Annotated in this window: 15 protein-coding genes; 7 read left to right on the forward strand and 8 right to left on the reverse strand. The window is 43.9% G+C overall.

The window, feature by feature from the left end; translation table 11 throughout:
• The first annotated feature begins 103 nt into the window (after positions 1-103).
• Entirely contained in the window at positions 104-316 is a 213-nt protein-coding gene (locus tag F890_RS01600) for a DUF1737 domain-containing protein (protein WP_005265567.1), read from the forward strand.
• A gap of 201 nt (positions 317-517) precedes the next feature.
• Here F890_RS01600 and F890_RS01605 read toward each other — a convergent pair whose 3' ends face one another.
• Positions 518-1,876 (reverse strand): MATE family efflux transporter, encoded by a 1,359-nt coding sequence (locus F890_RS01605; RefSeq protein WP_004732336.1) that lies wholly within the window; start codon positions 1,874-1,876, stop codon positions 518-520.
• 39 nt (positions 1,877-1,915) lie between these two features.
• Entirely contained in the window at positions 1,916-2,374 is a 459-nt protein-coding gene (locus F890_RS01610; RefSeq protein ID WP_004732334.1) for a DMT family transporter, read from the reverse strand.
• 126 nt (positions 2,375-2,500) lie between these two features.
• Here F890_RS01610 and hemW point away from each other — a divergent pair, with 126 nt between their 5' ends.
• On the forward strand, positions 2,501-3,655 hold the full coding sequence (gene hemW, locus F890_RS01615; protein WP_004732331.1) for a radical SAM family heme chaperone HemW: 1,155 nt from the start codon (positions 2,501-2,503) through the stop codon (positions 3,653-3,655).
• 172 nt (positions 3,656-3,827) lie between these two features.
• Positions 3,828-4,772 carry an HNH endonuclease gene (locus F890_RS01620; protein ID WP_004732329.1) on the forward strand — a complete coding sequence of 315 codons (945 nt, stop codon included), beginning with the start codon at positions 3,828-3,830 and terminating at the stop codon, positions 4,770-4,772.
• Between the two features lie 79 nt (positions 4,773-4,851).
• On the opposite strand, the gene F890_RS01625 is transcribed toward F890_RS01620, so the two are convergent.
• The 5 genes from F890_RS01625 to hemF all read right to left on the reverse strand — a co-directional run bounded on the left by F890_RS01625 (position 4,852) and on the right by hemF (position 9,816).
• Positions 4,852-5,061: a cold-shock protein gene (locus F890_RS01625; protein WP_004281542.1), complete on the reverse strand. Its 210-nt coding sequence runs from the start codon at positions 5,059-5,061 to the stop codon at positions 4,852-4,854.
• 347 nt (positions 5,062-5,408) lie between these two features.
• On the reverse strand, positions 5,409-7,232 hold the full coding sequence (locus F890_RS01630; RefSeq protein ID WP_004732327.1) for an acyl-CoA dehydrogenase C-terminal domain-containing protein: 1,824 nt from the start codon (positions 7,230-7,232) through the stop codon (positions 5,409-5,411).
• Between the two features lie 398 nt (positions 7,233-7,630).
• Positions 7,631-8,419, reverse strand: a complete 789-nt coding sequence (gene aroE, locus F890_RS01635; protein WP_004732325.1) for a shikimate dehydrogenase — start codon at positions 8,417-8,419, stop codon at positions 7,631-7,633.
• A 99-nt stretch (positions 8,420-8,518) separates the two neighbouring features.
• The gene (locus tag F890_RS01640; RefSeq protein WP_004732323.1) at positions 8,519-8,725 is read right to left on the reverse strand and encodes a hypothetical protein; all 207 of its coding nucleotides are present in this window, start codon (positions 8,723-8,725) and stop codon (positions 8,519-8,521) included.
• A 134-nt stretch (positions 8,726-8,859) separates the two neighbouring features.
• Positions 8,860-9,816, reverse strand: a complete 957-nt coding sequence (hemF, locus tag F890_RS01645; protein ID WP_005265569.1) for an oxygen-dependent coproporphyrinogen oxidase — start codon at positions 9,814-9,816, stop codon at positions 8,860-8,862.
• Between the two features lie 237 nt (positions 9,817-10,053).
• Here hemF and hemN point away from each other — a divergent pair, with 237 nt between their 5' ends.
• Positions 10,054-11,427 (forward strand): oxygen-independent coproporphyrinogen III oxidase, encoded by a 1,374-nt coding sequence (gene hemN / locus F890_RS01650; protein ID WP_004732320.1) that lies wholly within the window; start codon positions 10,054-10,056, stop codon positions 11,425-11,427.
• A 138-nt stretch (positions 11,428-11,565) separates the two neighbouring features.
• On the opposite strand, the gene ribA is transcribed toward hemN, so the two are convergent.
• A complete protein-coding gene (gene ribA / locus F890_RS01655; RefSeq protein WP_004645027.1) occupies positions 11,566-12,168 on the reverse strand; it encodes a GTP cyclohydrolase II in 603 nt (200 codons plus the stop codon).
• A 308-nt stretch (positions 12,169-12,476) separates the two neighbouring features.
• Between ribA and dxs the strand changes: the two genes are divergently transcribed.
• The 3 genes from dxs (at position 12,477) to F890_RS01670 (ending at position 17,759) form a co-directional block, all read left to right on the forward strand.
• Positions 12,477-14,387: a 1-deoxy-D-xylulose-5-phosphate synthase gene (gene dxs, locus F890_RS01660; RefSeq protein WP_004732318.1), complete on the forward strand. Its 1,911-nt coding sequence runs from the start codon at positions 12,477-12,479 to the stop codon at positions 14,385-14,387.
• Positions 14,388-14,501: 114 nt separating this feature from the next.
• On the forward strand, positions 14,502-15,332 hold the full coding sequence (locus F890_RS01665) for an inositol monophosphatase family protein (RefSeq protein ID WP_004281534.1): 831 nt from the start codon (positions 14,502-14,504) through the stop codon (positions 15,330-15,332).
• Between the two features lie 552 nt (positions 15,333-15,884).
• Positions 15,885-17,759 (forward strand): DEAD/DEAH box helicase, encoded by a 1,875-nt coding sequence (locus F890_RS01670; protein WP_004732315.1) that lies wholly within the window; start codon positions 15,885-15,887, stop codon positions 17,757-17,759.
• The last annotated feature ends 261 nt before the right edge of the window (positions 17,760-18,020 follow it).

Raw genomic sequence — 18,020 nt, forward strand, 5'->3', positions numbered from 1 at the left:
CCGGAATCCATCATCGTTTTAGATAAGGCTGAGTATTAATTCTGAATGTTGTTTTATGGCTAAAAGCTTAGAATAAACAGAGTGTAGTAATGAAGAAAATTCAATGAAAGTCTATCGATATTTTACTGGGAAGGATGATGTGCATTTTTGTGCGCGGGTGACCCGTGCCTTAAATGAAGGTTATGAGTTATATGGTTCACCCACCATGAGTTTTAATGGTACGGATGTGATTGTGGGGCAGGTGGTGATTAAAGATGTGGCGGATGAATCGGATATTCCAGAAGGATTGAAGGAAGCATTAGCCGCTAATTCTTAACTTCTACATCGAAATTAGAATGCTCAAGGCTATGCTCGCATCTTTTATTTTTATGCTGTCGCGTAGGCAGCTCTTAATTTTGTCATGGCAAAAGTAACAGAACCGTTTCGTTGATCTAATGCTACTTCCCTGTATCACAGATCAACGGTGACATCCATGTCACTACCCAATATTTAAGATTGCTTGAAAGTCGCTAAGTTTTTACACCTTTAAGCTTAAACGTCTGTTATTGCTATAGAGTCGTGCCAGCAATAAAACACAGGCAACACTTAGGCCTACAATCAGGCCAACCCAAACACCGGCTGCTCCCATCTCGGTAAAGCGGGATAAATATACCCCAACCGGGAAGGCGATGACCCAGTAAGCCAGCATGGTAATCCACATCGGCCCCTTGGTATCCTGCATGCCGCGCAGACAACCTGCGGCACTGATCTGCCAGGCATCCATCAGCTGATAGGCAATGGCAAACAGAATCAGATACACCGCAATTTGGGTCACGATCATATCTGAGGTGTAGAGCGCCACGATTTCATTACGGAAAACCCAAAGCAGAATCATGGTCAGGATCGCCAGAATAGTGGCAGTAATCAGGCCGAGATATTGCACTTTACGCATGGCTTGCCAGTTCTGTTCACCATAGTAGGTGCCGACCCGAATGGTCAGGGCAATCGCCAGTGACATGGGAATCATGAACAGTTGTGAAGTGACAGAAATAGCAATTTGATGCGCAGCGACAATAGTCTCACCCAAAGGACTCAGCACAATTGCCGCTGTACTGAAAATACTGACCTCAAAGAAGATCGCCAATCCGATTGGAAAGCCAAGTTGTAAGATGCGCTTCATCCATTCCGGGTTGATTTTTTCCCAGTGAGTAAAAGGCTGGGTACGTTGATAGGCCTTATTTTTAAAGATATACAATGCGAGGGTGATGACCATTAGCCACTGTAAAATCGCCGTGGCAAAACCACAACCTGCGCTGCCCAAGGCTGGAACAGAGCCAAGACCATACATAAAGATATAGTTCAGCGGAACCAGCAAAACCAGCGCCAATAAACTAATGACGGTAACCGGACGCGGATTTCCAATCGCTTCAGAGTAGCCGCGTAAAGCTGCATACATGGTTACCGCTGGCATACCAAAACCAATGGAATGCAGGAATAAACCGGCTTTAGGTTGTAAGCTTTCCGGTACCCCTAAAAGTGGCAAAGTGGCCGGCAAGAGTTGCAAAATCAAGCCGGCAATTACCCCAAGAATCAGGGCAACCCAAAGTGATTGACGTGCAATGGTGGCAATTTTTTCAGGTGTACGTGCGCCATTGGCTTCGGCAACCAAAGGCGTCGTGGCAATCATAATGCCACTAAACAGCAGCATCACCGGAATCCAGAGTCCTACTCCGACGGCAATCGCGGCAAGATCGGTAGCAGATAGGTGACCGGCCATAATGGTATCAATCAGGCCCAGACCAGCCTGAGAAAATTGGGTCACCAGAATAGGCAGCATCAGATGAAAAAGTTTTTTTAATTCAAAACCAAAGGTTGTGACTGGTGAAACATTCGACACAAAAATTACTCATCGTGATCATGTGCTTAAATAGAAGGTTTAGCGTTGTAAAGTGAGAAGCACACCAATAAAAATTACCACGCCGCCTAAAAGACGTTGCCAGTTAACCGGCATTTTTTCATTACCCAACAATCCCAGATGATCGACCAGCATCGACATCACCATCTGACCAAAAATAATGAGACCGCTAAGAACCAGAAAGCCAAGTTTGGGCGCTGCATAAATGCTCATACTAATCGCGTATACACCCACGATTCCCCCTAGCCATAAATACCAGGGAACACTTATCAATTCCTGTAAACCGGGTTTGGGATTAGACTGAAAAAGTACGATTACGGCCAGCACTATTGTACCAATCAAAAAGGAAAAAAATGCAGCTTGAATAGGAGAATATAAATATTCTTTTAGTTGTGTGTTAATTGCAGTCTGGAGTGTCAATAAAACACCGATTGCAAAAACCAAAGGAAGTAAAATAATAAATTGAGAAGATATTTTCATAATTTTAACTGACTAATTCTATTTAAATTTTTAGACATATCACACGATCAAATTTAATTTTAGCAGTGTTGCCGCCGAGTCATGTTAAAATTCCGCTATATCTTGTAATCGTTTTTGAGTAGTTCTTTGGCTGAATTGAATCCTGCTGCTGTCCCTTTGTCCTTATATATTCATATGCCTTGGTGTGTGCGCAAATGTCCTTATTGTGACTTCAATTCACATGCGGTTCCGGATGGTCAGCTATCACTGGAATTGGAACAGGAATATTTACGAGCACTGGTGGAAGACTTTAAAACTCAGGTCGATTTTGCCCAAGGCCGGCAGATTCACAGTGTCTTTATTGGTGGGGGGACGCCGTCACTGATTTCTGCCCTAGGCTATCAATGGTTATTTGATCAGCTCAAAGCCGTTATTCCCTTTGCCGAAGGCTGTGAGATTACGCTGGAAGCCAATCCCGGCACAGTCGAACATGATCCGTTTGCCGGTTATTTGCAGGCCGGAATTAACCGTCTGTCGATTGGGGTACAGAGTTTTAATACCGAGCATCTCAAGCGTTTGGGACGGATTCACAGCAATGAAGATGCGATTTCTGCCATTGGGCTGGCACGTGAAGCTGGGTTTCAGCGGATTAATGTCGACTTGATGCATGGTTTGCCTGAACAGACTTTAGAACAGGCTTTGCATGATTTAAAACTGGCAGTGGAGCAGGGCGCAACCCATATTTCCTGGTATCAGCTGACGATTGAACCCAATACGGTATTTTTCCGGACTCAACCGATTTTGCCTGTCGATGAAGTATTGGAAGATATTCAGGAGCAGGGTGAGCTCTACTTAAAAGCTCAAGGCTTTATCAACTATGAAGTTTCGGCTTGGCGTAAAGAATTGCCTTCAGCGCATAATCTGAATTACTGGCAGTTTGGTGATTATCTGGCAATTGGTGCCGGAGCACACGGCAAAGTCACTCAGCCGGATGGCGTGTATCGGTTCCAGAAAACCCGTTTACCTAAAGACTACTTAGCCAAAGTACCTGCTGAACATCTGCAGTTTAAGCGGATTGAAGATGCTGACATGCCCTTTGAGTTTATGATGAATGCGTTACGTTTAAATCAGGGTGTGGAAGCCAAACTCTATGCCGAACGTACCGGTTTGAGTCTAGATACTTTACAGGAGTTACTGAGCTCTTTACGTGACAGAAAATTAATGGTTGATGATCAAGACCGACTTTCATGTACCGAACAGGGACATATCTTTTTAAATTCGGTATTAGAAGAATTTCTTTAATTATTTAATTTCTCCATTGTTCTAAAAGAAACCCTAATAGGAGTTTATTGGGGTTTTTTATTGCCTTAAATAAAATGCCTAAAGTCTGATTGACGCTTTCTTAAAGAGAAGTTTTCTGAGAATATTCAAAGATTAAATTAAATGAATATTATAATTTCTAGAGGGTGGGCAGGTGGATACATTATGGGCTTTTCAACAGATGGATTTAACCGATACCCGATTCTTTATTTTTGATAGTAAAAGTGATCATCTGGTTTATGAAGATCGGGACTTTAAAGAATATCATTGGGATCAGTCTAAATATAATCGAGTCAGGGAAGGGGATTTCTTTTTATATCGACGACCGCAAAAAGCCTCTGAAATTAAAAATCAATTCTATCTTTATGGTGCAGGCCGTATAGCCAAGATTATTGCACCTACTGCCATTCCTCAAAATCATCAAAAACGCCGAACCAAACCGGTCTTTGCGAAAGTGATCGATGGTATGCGTTTTATAGATCCTATTCTGCAGTCCGATTTGGAAGATTTTCAATGGGCTTTTAAACCACGCGGAAATACTTGGGCACATTTTTTTCAACAATATGGCATGAATGAGATCACGGCAGATGATTTTTGGCGATTACTTAAATTAGCGGGAAGAGGAGAAAAACAGGACACTTTACTAGATACGCATTTGCGTCAAGAAATCCTTGATTATAGTGTTGAAGATCAATATGCAAGGGTAAAGGTTCGCGGTTCGCCACACCAGAAATTTGCTTTACAAGTTAAACTTAATTATCAATATCAATGTGCGATCTCAGGCATTAAGGCCAAAGCCTTTTTAGTGGCTTCTCATATCGTACCCTGGTCTGAAAATCAGGCACATCGAAAAAATCCGCGTAATGGAATTTGTTTATCTTCTTTATTGGATCAAGCTTTCGATCAGGGATTTATCACGTTGGATGAAGGGCTTAAAGTGTGTATCGCGAATCAGGCCAAGCAAGATGCGAGTTTATACGCCTATTTAAAACCCTATCACGGTAAGCGAATCGACGTACCAAAACGTTTTGCCCCTGATCCGGTATTTTTAGCCTGGCATAGAGCACACCGTTTTTTAGATCAACCCAATGATCTTTAAAAACTAGAGCGGTATGAGAAAATGATAGGCACAAAAAAAGCACTCTAAGAGTGCTTTTTTTCAATATCTTGCTTCTAAATTATAGAGCAACGATATTTACAGCTGTAGGGCCTTTTTGGCCTTGAGCTACGCTGAAAGAAACCTTTTGGCCTTCAACTAAAGTTTTGAAACCTGAACCAGTGATTTCGCTGAAGTGAGCAAAAACGTCTGGACCTGATTCTTGTTGAATGAAACCGAAACCTTTAGTTTCGTTGAACCATTTTACTGTACCGTTAACTGTATTAGACATAATATAACCTATTGAATCGTATGAATTTATAGCCAAAATTTCAGATGACTAACTGTAACTTTGAAAAATAAAAAGGATGGAGCTTTTTGATCTGTAATACGAAGGTTTATGACTAAAACTGCGATACTTAAAAGAAGACTAACCAAAACAAGAATTTTTCTAGTTGGGATTATCATACCGCTTATTTTCAGATATACAAGCGTTTTATTTGGCTAATTTATTAGGATGTTGAAAAATATAAAATTAAATTTGTATATTTTCTATCCAGAAAGGTTTTTTAAGTTAAACAAGGGTATCTACATCAATAAAAAGAGCGCCGAAGCGCCCTTTTTAACTCAATTTACAGCTTAGTAGTCAAAGCTAAAGTGTTCTGGTGCCAGTGCCGTCATGGTTTTAGAGGGATTCACCATCGCTTCAGCATGACCTTGAGTACGTGGCAGAATACGTTCAAAGTAGAAATCAGCAGTTTTGATTTTCGCTTTATAGAATTCTGGAACTTCCGTACCGTCATTAGAAGCTAGTTTGGCTGAAGCGACTGCAGCTTGCTGTGCCCAGAAGTAGGCCATCATCACATAACCGGAGAACATTAGGAAATCGACTGACGCAGAAGACACAATGTCACGATCCTTACGTGCAGCCAGCATGATACGCACGGTTAACGCATTCCACTGTGCACATAGCTTGGTCAAATCCCAGGCAAAGCGGCGCATGTATTTATTGCGTGCATGCTGACCGCAGAATTTCAGGATTTCAGCAGTGTAATCACGAATAACTTTACCTTTTGATGTCAACAGCACTTTACGGCCAATCAGATCCAGTGCCTGAACACCTGTTGTGCCTTCATACAGGGTAGAGATACGTGAGTCACGTACGATCTGTTCCATGCCCCATTCTTTGATATAGCCATGTCCACCGAAGACTTGCATACCGTGATTTGATGCCTCATAACCCATTTCGGTCAGGAAGCCTTTCAGGATTGGAGTATAGAACCCAAGATGGTCATCATGCTGTTCAAATGCTGCAGTATCGCCACGCAGCAAAGCATCATTCATGTTGTCGGCAATTTGCGCAGCATGATAAATCATGGCACGGCCACCTTCAGCAATGGCTTTTTGCGTCAACAGCATACGGCGTACATCGGCATGATGAATGATCGCATCCGCCACTTTTTCTGGATCTTTTTTGCCAGACAAGGCACGCATTGACATACGTTCTTTAGCATAAGGTAAAGCACCCTGGAACGACAGTTCAGCATGACAAATACCCTGAATCGCAGTACCAATACGCGCCGTGTTCATAAAGGTGAACATAGCGTGCAAGCCTTTATTCGGTTCGCCAATCAGGTAGCCAGTCGCATTGTCAAAATTCAGTACAGCCGTTGCTGAAGCGCGAATCCCCATTTTGTGTTCAATCGAACCACAGTTCACTGGATTACGCTCGCCGATCCCGCCATCTGCAGCAGCAATAAATTTCGGTACGATAAACAGAGAAATCCCTTTGGTACCTTGCGGCGCATCTGGAAGGCGTGCCAGTACGATATGTACGATATTTTCAGTCAGGTCGTGCTCACCTGCGGAAATAAAGATTTTGGTGCCTGAAATGGCATAGCTGCCATCTTCTTTCGGCTCTGCTTTGGTCTTAACTTGACCCAAGTCAGTACCACATTGCGGCTCAGTCAGACACATGGTGCCCGCCCAAGTTCCTGCAACTAAGTGAGGCAGATACGTGTTTTTCTGCTCATCGGTACCATATTGCATGATAGTGTTGATACAACCCACACTTAAACCCGGATACATCTGGAATGACCAGTTTGCAGTCCCCATCATTTCCGATTTGATCAGGTTTAAAGACATTGGCAGGTTTTGGCCACCAAATTCTTCAGGATAAGACAGACCTTGCCAGCCACCTTGTACGAACTGGTCGTAAGCTTCTTTAAAGCCTTTCGGTGTTTTTACTTCGCCATTTTCAAAATGACAGCCTTCTTCATCACCGCTTTGATTCAACGGCGACAGTACATTTTCACAGAAATCTGCAGCGCCTTCTAAGATCATATCTACCGTGTCGGCATCGGCATATTCACCATTCGACAAATTCTGGTAGTGCGCAGGGTAGTCAAGCACTTCATTCATAAGGAAGCGAATGTCGTGTAAAGGGGCTTTATATGCTGGCATGCGTTTAATCCTGATTGAAATTAGTTTTGGATTATCTGTATCGATTCTTTGATTATTCACATTCGGGATAAAAAAACATTGATGAATTCAGTGAATAAAAATGTCAGAAAAGCGAATCGATTTTTAAGGCTAATGAATGAAATCATCGAATTTCATCATTAGGTGTTTACATTACAGGAAGATTAAAAACTTGTTATATCAATGGAATTTAATGAGTTAAAAGGTGATTTGTCCAGTATGTTTTTGTATGAATTGTGCTCGGATTCAGGTCGCAAAATAACTCATTCTAAAATGTCATTAAAACCAATTCATGGTTTTTCAGCTTATAAAAAGTAGTAGGAGGAGAGTAAAGGGTTGCAGTTGCAACCCGAACTGAACTCATTGGAGAGATAGGGGTTTTAAAGAAACTCTTTTAAATCCGGCTTGATACCATTCCAGATGTAAAAAGATTCAATTGCCTGACCGACCAGCATGCCAAAACCTTCAGATGTCGGTACACCGCGTACTTTGGCTTGATCGAGAAAGGAAGAAGGTTTGCCATAGGCCATTTCATAGGCCCGTTTAAACTGTAACGCCTCTGGTAAAACCAAAGCATCACCACTGAGGCTGGCAGAGGTGGCATTAATCACCAAATCAAATTCACCGGCTAAAGTGTCTAGTGAAATCGCCTGTAATTCGACTTGCGGTACGGCATTCTGAAGATCAGCGACCAGTTGTTCCGCCCGTGCCAAGGTACGATTGGCGATCACGATTTTTTTCGCACCTGCCTGGGCTAGGGGATAGATTACACCACGCGTGGCACCGCCTGCACCAATAATTAAAATATCTGTATTTTCCAGTGGCCAGTCCAAGGCACGGATGGCTTCAACCAGTCCCTGACCATCGGTATTGTCGCCATGCAGGATGCCATTTTCCATCCATAGCGTATTCACGGCTTTGGCAATTTTGGCCCGTTCACTCAGTACCTGACAGTGGGCAAAAGCCTGTTCTTTAAAGGGTACGGTGACATTCATGCCACTACCGCCATTGCTAAAGAACTCCTGAATGTTGGCTTCAAAGCCATCCAGTGGCGCCAGAAGTTTAGTGTAATTCAGGTCGACACCAGTTTTAGCAGCAAAGGCATGATGCAATTCTGGAGAACGTGACTGTTCAATCGGGTTGCCAATCACGGCAAATTGTTTGCTCATTTCACAATGTCCATGTGCGGAAATGGCCATCAATATACGTGAAAAAGCGCAGGGACTAAAGCCTGCGCGATTTTGAATTACTGCTAAGTTATTAGGATTTTAGGAACTGCAAATATCCATAATATGTTCCGCAAACATCAGCGCCATACTGAGAACAACCCCAAGCCCAGTCAGGATACTCACCAGAATAGCGGCGCCATCCAGAATCAGGTTGTGACTCAAAATTGCGGTACTCATCGCGCTGATGGCAAGAGCCAAAAAAAGCCAAAAGGCCAACACAGGTAGATTTAATTGAAGATTATGCATTGTTATTCTCACTAGACATCAAATGGAATGTGATCGATGTAGCGATAGGGTGCCCCGATCAAATCAGATATTTCTATGCAGCAGTATAGAGGATATATCTATTAAAACAGCCCTCTATTTGAGGGCCGTTTGTATCATTTCATTGCGTTGGATTTTAATTCTGTTAACCAGTCATGTGGTTTCAGGTAGTAATCTGTTAAACGTTTTTCCGGTGAGCCTTCATCCCATTCAGGGCGATATGACCATCCGGTAAGCGGGGGCAAGCTGACCAGAATCGATTCAATCCGGCCACCAGTCTGCAAACCAAACAGGGTGCCGCGGTCATAAACCAGATTGTATTCCACATAACGGCCGCGACGGTATAACTGGAATTCGCGTTGTGCTTCGGTATAAGGCTTATCCTGATTGCGCTGGAAAATCGGCAGAATGGCTTCCAGGTAACCATTGCCTATAGCCTGCAGATACTGGAAACAGGTTTCAAAATCCCATTGATTCAGATCGTCAAAAAATAAACCACCCACACCGCGCTGTTCATCACGATGTTTTAAATAAAAATAGTTATCACACCATTGTTTATGTTCAGGATAAACTTCTTCGCCAAATGGCACACACAGATCATGCGCCGTTTGATGCCAAGACAGTACATCTTCATCATTCGGATAAAACGGGGTCAGGTCAAAACCGCCACCAAACCACCAGATCGGATCCTGACCTTCTTTTTCTGCCACAAATAAACGCACGTTGGCATGCGAAGTCGGTACATTCGGATTTTTTGGATGGATGACCAGTGATACTCCCATTGCTTGCGCTTTGGCACCAGCAATATTGGGATGGCGTTCGGTCGCAGAAGCGGGCAGCTTGGAAATGTTGATGTGGGAGAACATCACACCGCCTTTTTCAATTACCGTACCATTTTGCAAAACACGTGAACGGCCGCCACCACCTTCCGGACGCTCCCAGTCATCGATGATAAATTCGGCTGTACCGCCGCCAGTACGTTCCTGTTGTTCTAGTGCCGCACAAATCCGTGCCTGCAAGTCGAGGAGAAATTCACGAACGTGTTGAATATCCGCAGATGTAGGATGCTGCATCAGAGCCTCGTAGGGAAATAAAAAACTAATTACATCAAAGCATAAAATCAGTCAAAGATTAAGGTCTAATTTGGTGATGCAGTTGATCGGTCCAGACTTTAAATTTCAAGCTTCATAAGCAGAATGCATGATTAAATCCGACCAAATGGCTAGGTTGAATTCTTCTTTCAAGCTCAGCACAATAACTCACAAGCGCTCATTGGCTTGAGCATTTCTCGATGGTAATAGGTGGGTGTCATGTCGGTACAGGTCAATTCCCTGATTCAAAAATACAATGTTCCCGGGCCACGCTATACTAGTTATCCTACGGTTCCGTATTGGGAAGAGCAGAATTTCTCGCTGGAACAATGGAAGCAAACGCTAAAAAAGTCTTTTGATGAATCCAATCAAAGCGAAGGCATTAGCTTGTATATCCACCTGCCATTTTGCGAAAGCCTGTGTACCTTTTGTGGTTGCCATAAGAGAGTCACAAAAAAACATGAAATGGAACAGCCTTATATTCAGGCAGTGTTGAAAGAATGGGATTTATATTGTGAGCTATTACAAGAAAAGCCCATCATTAAAGAAATTCATTTGGGTGGGGGAACGCCGACCTTTTTTTCAATGGCGCATCTGGCTCAACTGATTCAAGGCATTCTGGCCAAAGCAGATGTAGCGCCTGTACATGAATTCAGTTTTGAAGGCCATCCTAATAATACCATGCGTGAGCATTTGCAAGGTTTATATGACCTTGGCTTTCGTCGAGTCAGTTATGGGGTACAGGATTATAATGAAACCGTGCAAAAGGCGATTCACCGGATTCAGCCTTATGAAAATGTTAAACAGGTAACCGAATGGGCGCGAGAAATTGGCTATGAATCGATTTCCCATGATCTGGTCTTTGGTCTGCCATTTCAGAGTCTGGAAGATGTTTTAAATACTATTGAACAAACCAATTCGCTCTTGCCGGACCGTCTGGCTTTATATAGCTATGCACATGTGCCTTGGATTAAAGGCAATGGTCAGCGCGGTTTTAAAGATGCCGATGTGCCCAAAGATGCAATCAAACGGGAATGCTATGAAGAAGGTAAAAAGAAGTTACTCGCGCATGGTTATCATGAAATCGGCATGGATCATTTTGCCTTAGAAAAAGATGCGATGTACCAGTCCTTTCAAGCAGGAACATTACACCGCAATTTTATGGGGTACACCGCCTCTAAAACCCAGGTGATGATTGGGCTGGGCATTTCTTCGATCAGCGATAGCTGGTATAGCTTTGCGCAGAATGTGAAAACCATTGAAGAATATTATGAATGCCTGGCGCGCAATGAAATTCCGGTATTTAAAGGGCATGTCTTAAATCAGGAAGATCTGATTATTCGGCAACATATTCTAAATCTGATGTGCAGCTTTAGCACCTCATGGGGAAATCCCGAATTACGTTTCCCTGAAATTGATGAAGTTTTGGAACAGCTTGAGGAAATGGAACAGGATGGTTTGATTCAATTTTCAGACTCGTCAGTCACGATACTGGAGAAAGGGAAACCATTTGTACGCAATATTTGTATGGCTTTTGATTTACGTTTAAAGCAGCGGGTGCCAGAGAACCGGATTTTTTCCATGACGATTTAATCTTCCCCTAACTCCATTTTTAAGAAAAAGAGGGAAAGCCTCCCTGAGCAAGACTTAAGTATGGCTTTAAGTCGAAGCGCAAGAAAGGGAGGTTTGGAGGGATTAAGTTAAAATAAGGTGGGGCGGGGGTTAAAAATATTAAAAATCATCCTTTTTATAAAGATGTGCCATGCGTTCGTGCTTGGTCTTGAGATATTGTTCATTAAAAGGGTTTAAACCCACAGTCAAAGGCACACGATCGATCACATTAATCCCCTGGGCTTTTAAAGCCTCAATTTTGGAAGGATTATTGGTCACGAGACGTACTGCTTTCACCTGTAAATGATCCAGCATGATGCTGCACATATCATACTGACGTGCATCTGCTGGCAGGTTCAGCATTAAATTGGCATCTACGGTGTCATGTCCCTGATCTTGCAGGGCATAAGCGCGAATTTTATTGGTCAGGCCAATGCCACGACCTTCCTGACGCAAATACAGAATGACTCCGCGGCCTAATTCATTGATCAGTTTTAAAGTCGCTTGCAATTGCGGGCCACAGTCGCATTTGAGTGAAGCAAAGGCATCACCGGTTAAACATTCAGAATGCACACGCACCACTACAGGCTCATCTGATACTTCTTCAAGTCCTTTGGAAAGTGCGACATGTTCTTCGCCAGTCTTAGGGTCTTGAAATACAGTAATTTTAAATTCACCGTGAGCGGTAGGTAATCTTGACGTTGCGACAAATTCGATTGGCACAGCTGAACCCGTTAAATCCTGAAATTGGCTAAAGTATAGCGTAATGCTTGAACATTGGTAGAATTGCAAAGTCGAAATTCTGCAATAGATTTTCTTTTTTGTAGAAAGCGAACGATAATAGTTGATAAATAGTAAGATTATTCAGGATAATCGTAGGCTGCAATTTTTCACCCCGACGAGATCATTGTTTAATATTGCATCGCTAGAAGCGTAGCTGAATTGAAGCTGCTACAATTCAGCTATATGATCGGGTACTCCCCATTGACCTAGCTTTAGATTTGCCAGGCTTTAGAAGGCTTTGCCATAATATGCTGTATACAGAAATCCCAACTCAACGCCCTGTAACACCGTTGCTTGATGCGATCAATCATCCTGAGCAACTGCGTGCACTCGAGCAAAGCCAGCTGGAACAAGTGGCGGATGAGTTACGTCAATTCATTTTGTATGCTGCCGGGCAAAGTGGCGGACATTTTGGTGCCAACCTCGGTGTAATTGAGCTCACCGTGGCCTTACACTATTGCTTTAATACGCCACATGATCGCCTGATCTGGGATGTAGGTCATCAGGCCTATCCGCATAAAGTGTTGACTGGTCGTCGTGAACAGCTCACCACCATTCGTGCCAAAGACGGTCTGGCAGCGTTCCCGGCTCGTGAAGAATCTGAGTTTGATACTTTTGGGGTAGGGCATTCTTCGACGGCAATTTCTGCTGGCCTAGGTATGGCGCTTGCACGTCGTTATCAGAATAATCCGTGTGAAGTTGTGTCAATTATTGGCGATGGCGCCATGACGGCAGGTATGGCTTTTGAAGCCTTGAATGATGCCGTGGCACACAGTGCTGATCTGATGGTGGTGCTGAACGACAATGATATGTCGATTTCTTGCAGTACCGGTGGTTTTGCCAAACATCTGGCTGCCATTTGGGAGCGCGGTGAGTTCGTTAATGTTACCGAGCAGGGTGAGGCATATGTACAGCCACATCCAGAATGGTTGTATAACTCGCGTTTGCACAGTGCAGCGACCGATGCTGCAGATAACTTATTCCAAGCCATTGGCTTTGACTATTTTGGCCCGTACGATGGTCATGATGTCAAACAGCTGGTGCATGTCTTTAATGCGCTGAAAAAGCGTAAAGGCCCACGCCTGATTCATATCTATACTAAAAAAGGCAAAGGCTTTGCTCCGGCAGAATCCGATCAAATCAAATATCACGCGATTAGCAAAATCAACGCCGTTGCCGCCAGCAATACTGCACCGAAATATTCGGATGTATTTGGACAATGGCTTTGCGATGAAGCGGCACAAGATGCCCGTTTGCTCGCAATCACACCTGCGATGTGCGAAGGCTCAGGCATGGTCAAATTTGCCAAAGAATATCCAGAACGTTTCTTTGATGTCGCGATTGCCGAACAGCATGCGGTTACCTTGGCTGCCGGTATGGCTTGTGAGGGCTTGAAGCCGGTGGTTGCAATTTACTCGACTTTCCTGCAACGCGGTTATGATCAACTGGTACATGACGTGGCTTTGCAGAATCTGGATGTTACTTTCGGTATTGATCGTGCCGGTCTGGTTGGTGAAGATGGGCCGACGCATGCCGGTGCTTATGACTATGCCTATATGCGTACTATCCCGAATATCGTGATCATGGCGCCGAAAGACGAAAATGAATGCCGTCAAATGCTGCATACAGCGTATTTGTATCCAGGGCCGGCAGCGGTACGTTATCCGCGTGGCAATGGACTGGGCGTCGATATCCAGCAAAAGATGATCGAGATTCCGATCGGTCAGGCGGAAATTGTGGCCAGCTTTAATGGGCAGTATGATGAATATATTTCTGTACTGGCATTTGGTAGCCGGGTACAGGCTGCAGTCGACGCTGCTGAAGCATTTGCCGTGAAACATGAGATTGGCGTGCGTGTGGTTAACATGCGTTTTGTCAAACCACTGGATACTCAAATGCTCGATGATCTCGCTTTAAGCACCAGTCTGTTTGTCACGGTGGAAGAACATGCAGTGATGGGCGGTGCAGGTAGTGCCGTGAATGAATATCTGGCAGAAGCACAGATTGTCAAACCGATGTTGAATCTGGGTCTGGATGATACGTTTATGGCGCAAGCGACCCATGCACAGATGTTGCAGCAAGCGGGTCTGGATGCGCAAGGCATTGAAAAATCGATCAATCAGGCTTGGTCCAGCCTGGGGCAAAGCGTCTTGTCATAAGTTCTTAAAAATTTTAGACACATTTTTCCCAAAAAAGCCCCGATATTTGCTAAGATATCGGGGCTTTTATGCATTATTCTTTATCAGTGTCTTCAAATTTGTAGTGGGTGTTCAATGGAACCTATGGTGGTGATGGCTGCGCGTGCGGCTCAGTTAGTTGGTCAAGAGCTTTTAAAAGCGCATCAGAATCGTCATAAACTCGATCTACAAGTCGAAGAAAAAGGAATTGATGGTCCGGTAACGCGTGTAGATCGTTATTTGGAACAGTTGACCATCGATACCCTACGTAAAAGCTATAAAAATCACAGTTTCCTTGGTGAAGAGTTTGGCTATCAGGAAGGTAAAGGTCATGACGCCGATTGGTGTTGGGTGATCGATCCGCTAGATGGTACTTTAAACTTCATTAACGGTTTCCCGCATTTCTGTATCTCTATCGCAGTTCAGCACAAAGGCATTACTCAACACGGGGTGATTTATGACCCGGTGAAAGATGAGCTATTCTCTGCCAGTCGTGGTCGTGGTGCCATGATGAACCAGCGCCGTATTCGTGTGAATGTTAAAGACAGCCTGGAAAATACTTTTATGGCTGTTGGTCACGCTTATCGTGCCAAGCGTAATGGCGAAGTTGTGTCTTATGCCAAGAACCATTTTCAAACCCTGTTAAATGTAACTGAAGCTGGCGCGCAATATCGTCGTTCAGGTTCTGCAGCATTGGATTTAGCCTATGTTGCTGCAGGTCGTTTCGATGGTTATTTCGAACTTGGTTTAAAGCCTTGGGATATCGCAGCTGGCGAATTGATCGTGAAAGAAGCAGGCGGTACTGTAGTTGATGCACGTGGTGGTAGCGACTCTATGGAAAATGGTCAAGTTTTGGCTTGTTCAATGAAAATGCTTAAGCCTTTAATGCAAGCAGTTGTTCCTGCTTGGGGTGAAGCAGCAAAATAATCGGGTTTAGATGAATCAGATCTAATATTGAGAAAAGGCGTCCTTCGGGATGCCTTTTTTATGCATGGGAATCTAGGTCACCAGTTACTGATATAAAGTTGTTGATCTTTGCTTGAATACTGGAAATATCAGGTGAATTGGCGAAAAGTGACTTTTTATACCACCTGTTACATTTTTTATTATATTTTAAGTATTAGAAATATATAGATAAATTATGAATAAGGAAAATTAGTTTTAAAACTTAATGACATTGTGGAATATTCTGCTATAATTCCGCCACGCACTTAATTTCTGTTCTTTACCTGAACACTATCTTCTAATCATTGTATGCGCGTGCTGTCCATAGAGAGGACATATCCTTCGCGCCCCAATCGCTTAAGCGATTCCTTCAGGTTTGCGGCCGTAATCATGCGTGCGTTATATCCACATCGTCGTTACTCGGATCGCTGCTGAATCCTAATATTTTCAGCATTATTTGCTGTGCCGCTTTTTGCCGATGTCCATAATTGTTATTTATTAAATGGAGCACCCACTTCAGGGTGAATACTCTCTATGAGCAAAACTTTTGCTGATTTTTCCCTCGACGAATCTCTAACCCAGGCTCTCGACGCTTTAGGCTTTACTACTCCTACTCCTGTACAAGAACAAGCGATTCCAGCTGCGCTTGAAGGCAAAGACCTTCTTGTGTCAAGCCAAACAGGTTCTGGTAAAACTGCTGCATTCTTACTGCCTACGTTAAATGCGTTGGCAAACCAAGATACATTAGTACCGTTTAAAGACCGTATGAAAGCGGTTACTCAACCGAATATTTTGGTGATTTCACCGACTCGTGAATTGGCACAACAGGTATGTCAAGACGCAATCGCATTTGTACGTCACATGAAAGGTGTTCGTATTGCGGCAATCATGGGCGGTATGCCTTTCGGTAAGCAAATTCAACAGTTAAAAGGCGCGCAAGTTGTTGTTGCAACTCCAGGTCGTCTACTTGACTTGGTGAATCGTCGTCAAATCAAATTGGATAAAGTTGACGCGTTAATCGTCGATGAAGCTGACCGTATGCTTGACCTGGGTTTCTCTGAAGACTTAGAAGCAATTGGTGAGTTGGCTGCAAACCGCAAACAGACTCTTATGTTCTCTGCGACTTTTGCACCACGTATCATTACACTTGCAGAACGCATGATGAATGACCCAATGCGTATTTCGATCGAAACTGGTCACTCTACAAATACTGATATTACTCAGACTTTGCATTGGACTGACGGTTTCGAGCACAAGAAAAAACTTCTTACTCACTGGTTGAACGAAGAAGACGTTGATCAAGCAGTTGTATTTGCGTCAACTCAAGAAGATACAGATATGTTGGCTGAAGAACTTGCTGAAGCAGGTCTATCAGTTGTAGCGCTTCACGGTGCTATGCCACAAACTGTTCGTAACCGTCGTTTACGTAGCATTCGTGAAGGTCGTGCGAAGATTCTGGTTGCAACTGACGTTGCAGCGCGTGGTCTTGACGTACCAACAATTTCACACGTAATCAACTTCGGTCTTCCAATGAAGAACGAAGACTATGTACACCGTATCGGTCGTACAGGTCGTGCGGGTCGTACTGGTAAAGCAATTACTTTGGCGACTTACCGTGAACGCGGTAAAATCCGTGCTTTGGAAGACTTCCTTGATGCGCGTCTAAACGTATCTGAAATTGAAGGTCTTGAGCCATCTCCACCTCCTGCACGTGGTAGCCGTGATGGCGCTGGTCGCGGTCGTGGCCGTGATGGCGGTCGTCGTGATGGCGGTCGTGGTGGTTTCGGTGGCGGTCGTCGTTTTGAAGGCGAAAGCAACTTCAAACGTCGTGAAGGCGGTGATGATCGTCCACGTCGTAGCTTCGATGACAAACCTCGTGGCGAACGTCCAGCATTTGGCGAAGATCGTCCACGTCGTGACTTTGGTGATCGTCCTGCTCCACGTCGTGAAGGCGGTTTCGGTGATCGTCCACAACGTTCGTTTGATGACCGTCCAAAGCGTGACTTCGGTGATCGTCCTGCTCCACGTCGTGAAGGCGGTTTCGGTGATCGTCCACAACGTTCGTTTGATGACCGTCCAAAGCGTGACTTCGGTGATCGTCCAGCTCCACGTCGTGAAGGTGGTTTTGGTGACCGTCCTCGTTCTAATGATGACAACCGTGGCAACCGTGTAGATTATAAACCAGCTCGTGAAGGCGGTTATGGTGATCGTCCAAAACGTGATTTTGGTGATCGTTCAGCTCCACGTCGTGAAGGCGGTTTCGGTGATCGTCCAGCGCGTTCATTCGGTGATGACCGTCCAAAGCGTGATTTCGGTGATCGTCCAGTACGTCGCAACTTTGATGACAAGCCACGTGGTGAACGTTCGTTCGGTGGTGAAGATCGTCCACGTCGTAAATTTAACGACTAATTCAGTCGCTAGATGAAGATAAAAAAACCGGTAGAAATACCGGTTTTTTTATGCATTGAGTTTTTTGCTTTTTAACGTAAAATGTCTACTAAATCATATTTTGTCAGGGTTATGATAATTATTAATATGAAAAGCTTAGCTCTTCGATCTCAATTGATAGAGGTGTATATGCCATATATCGCATTGACTTTGATTTTATGTAATATTATCTATTATTTATACAGTCTTTTTAATTAATCAATGTGCTTGAATCAAGCTTAA

The sequence above is a fragment of the Acinetobacter sp. CIP 64.7 genome, from assembly GCF_000369745.1.
Lineage (GTDB): Bacteria > Pseudomonadota > Gammaproteobacteria > Pseudomonadales > Moraxellaceae > Acinetobacter > Acinetobacter fasciculus.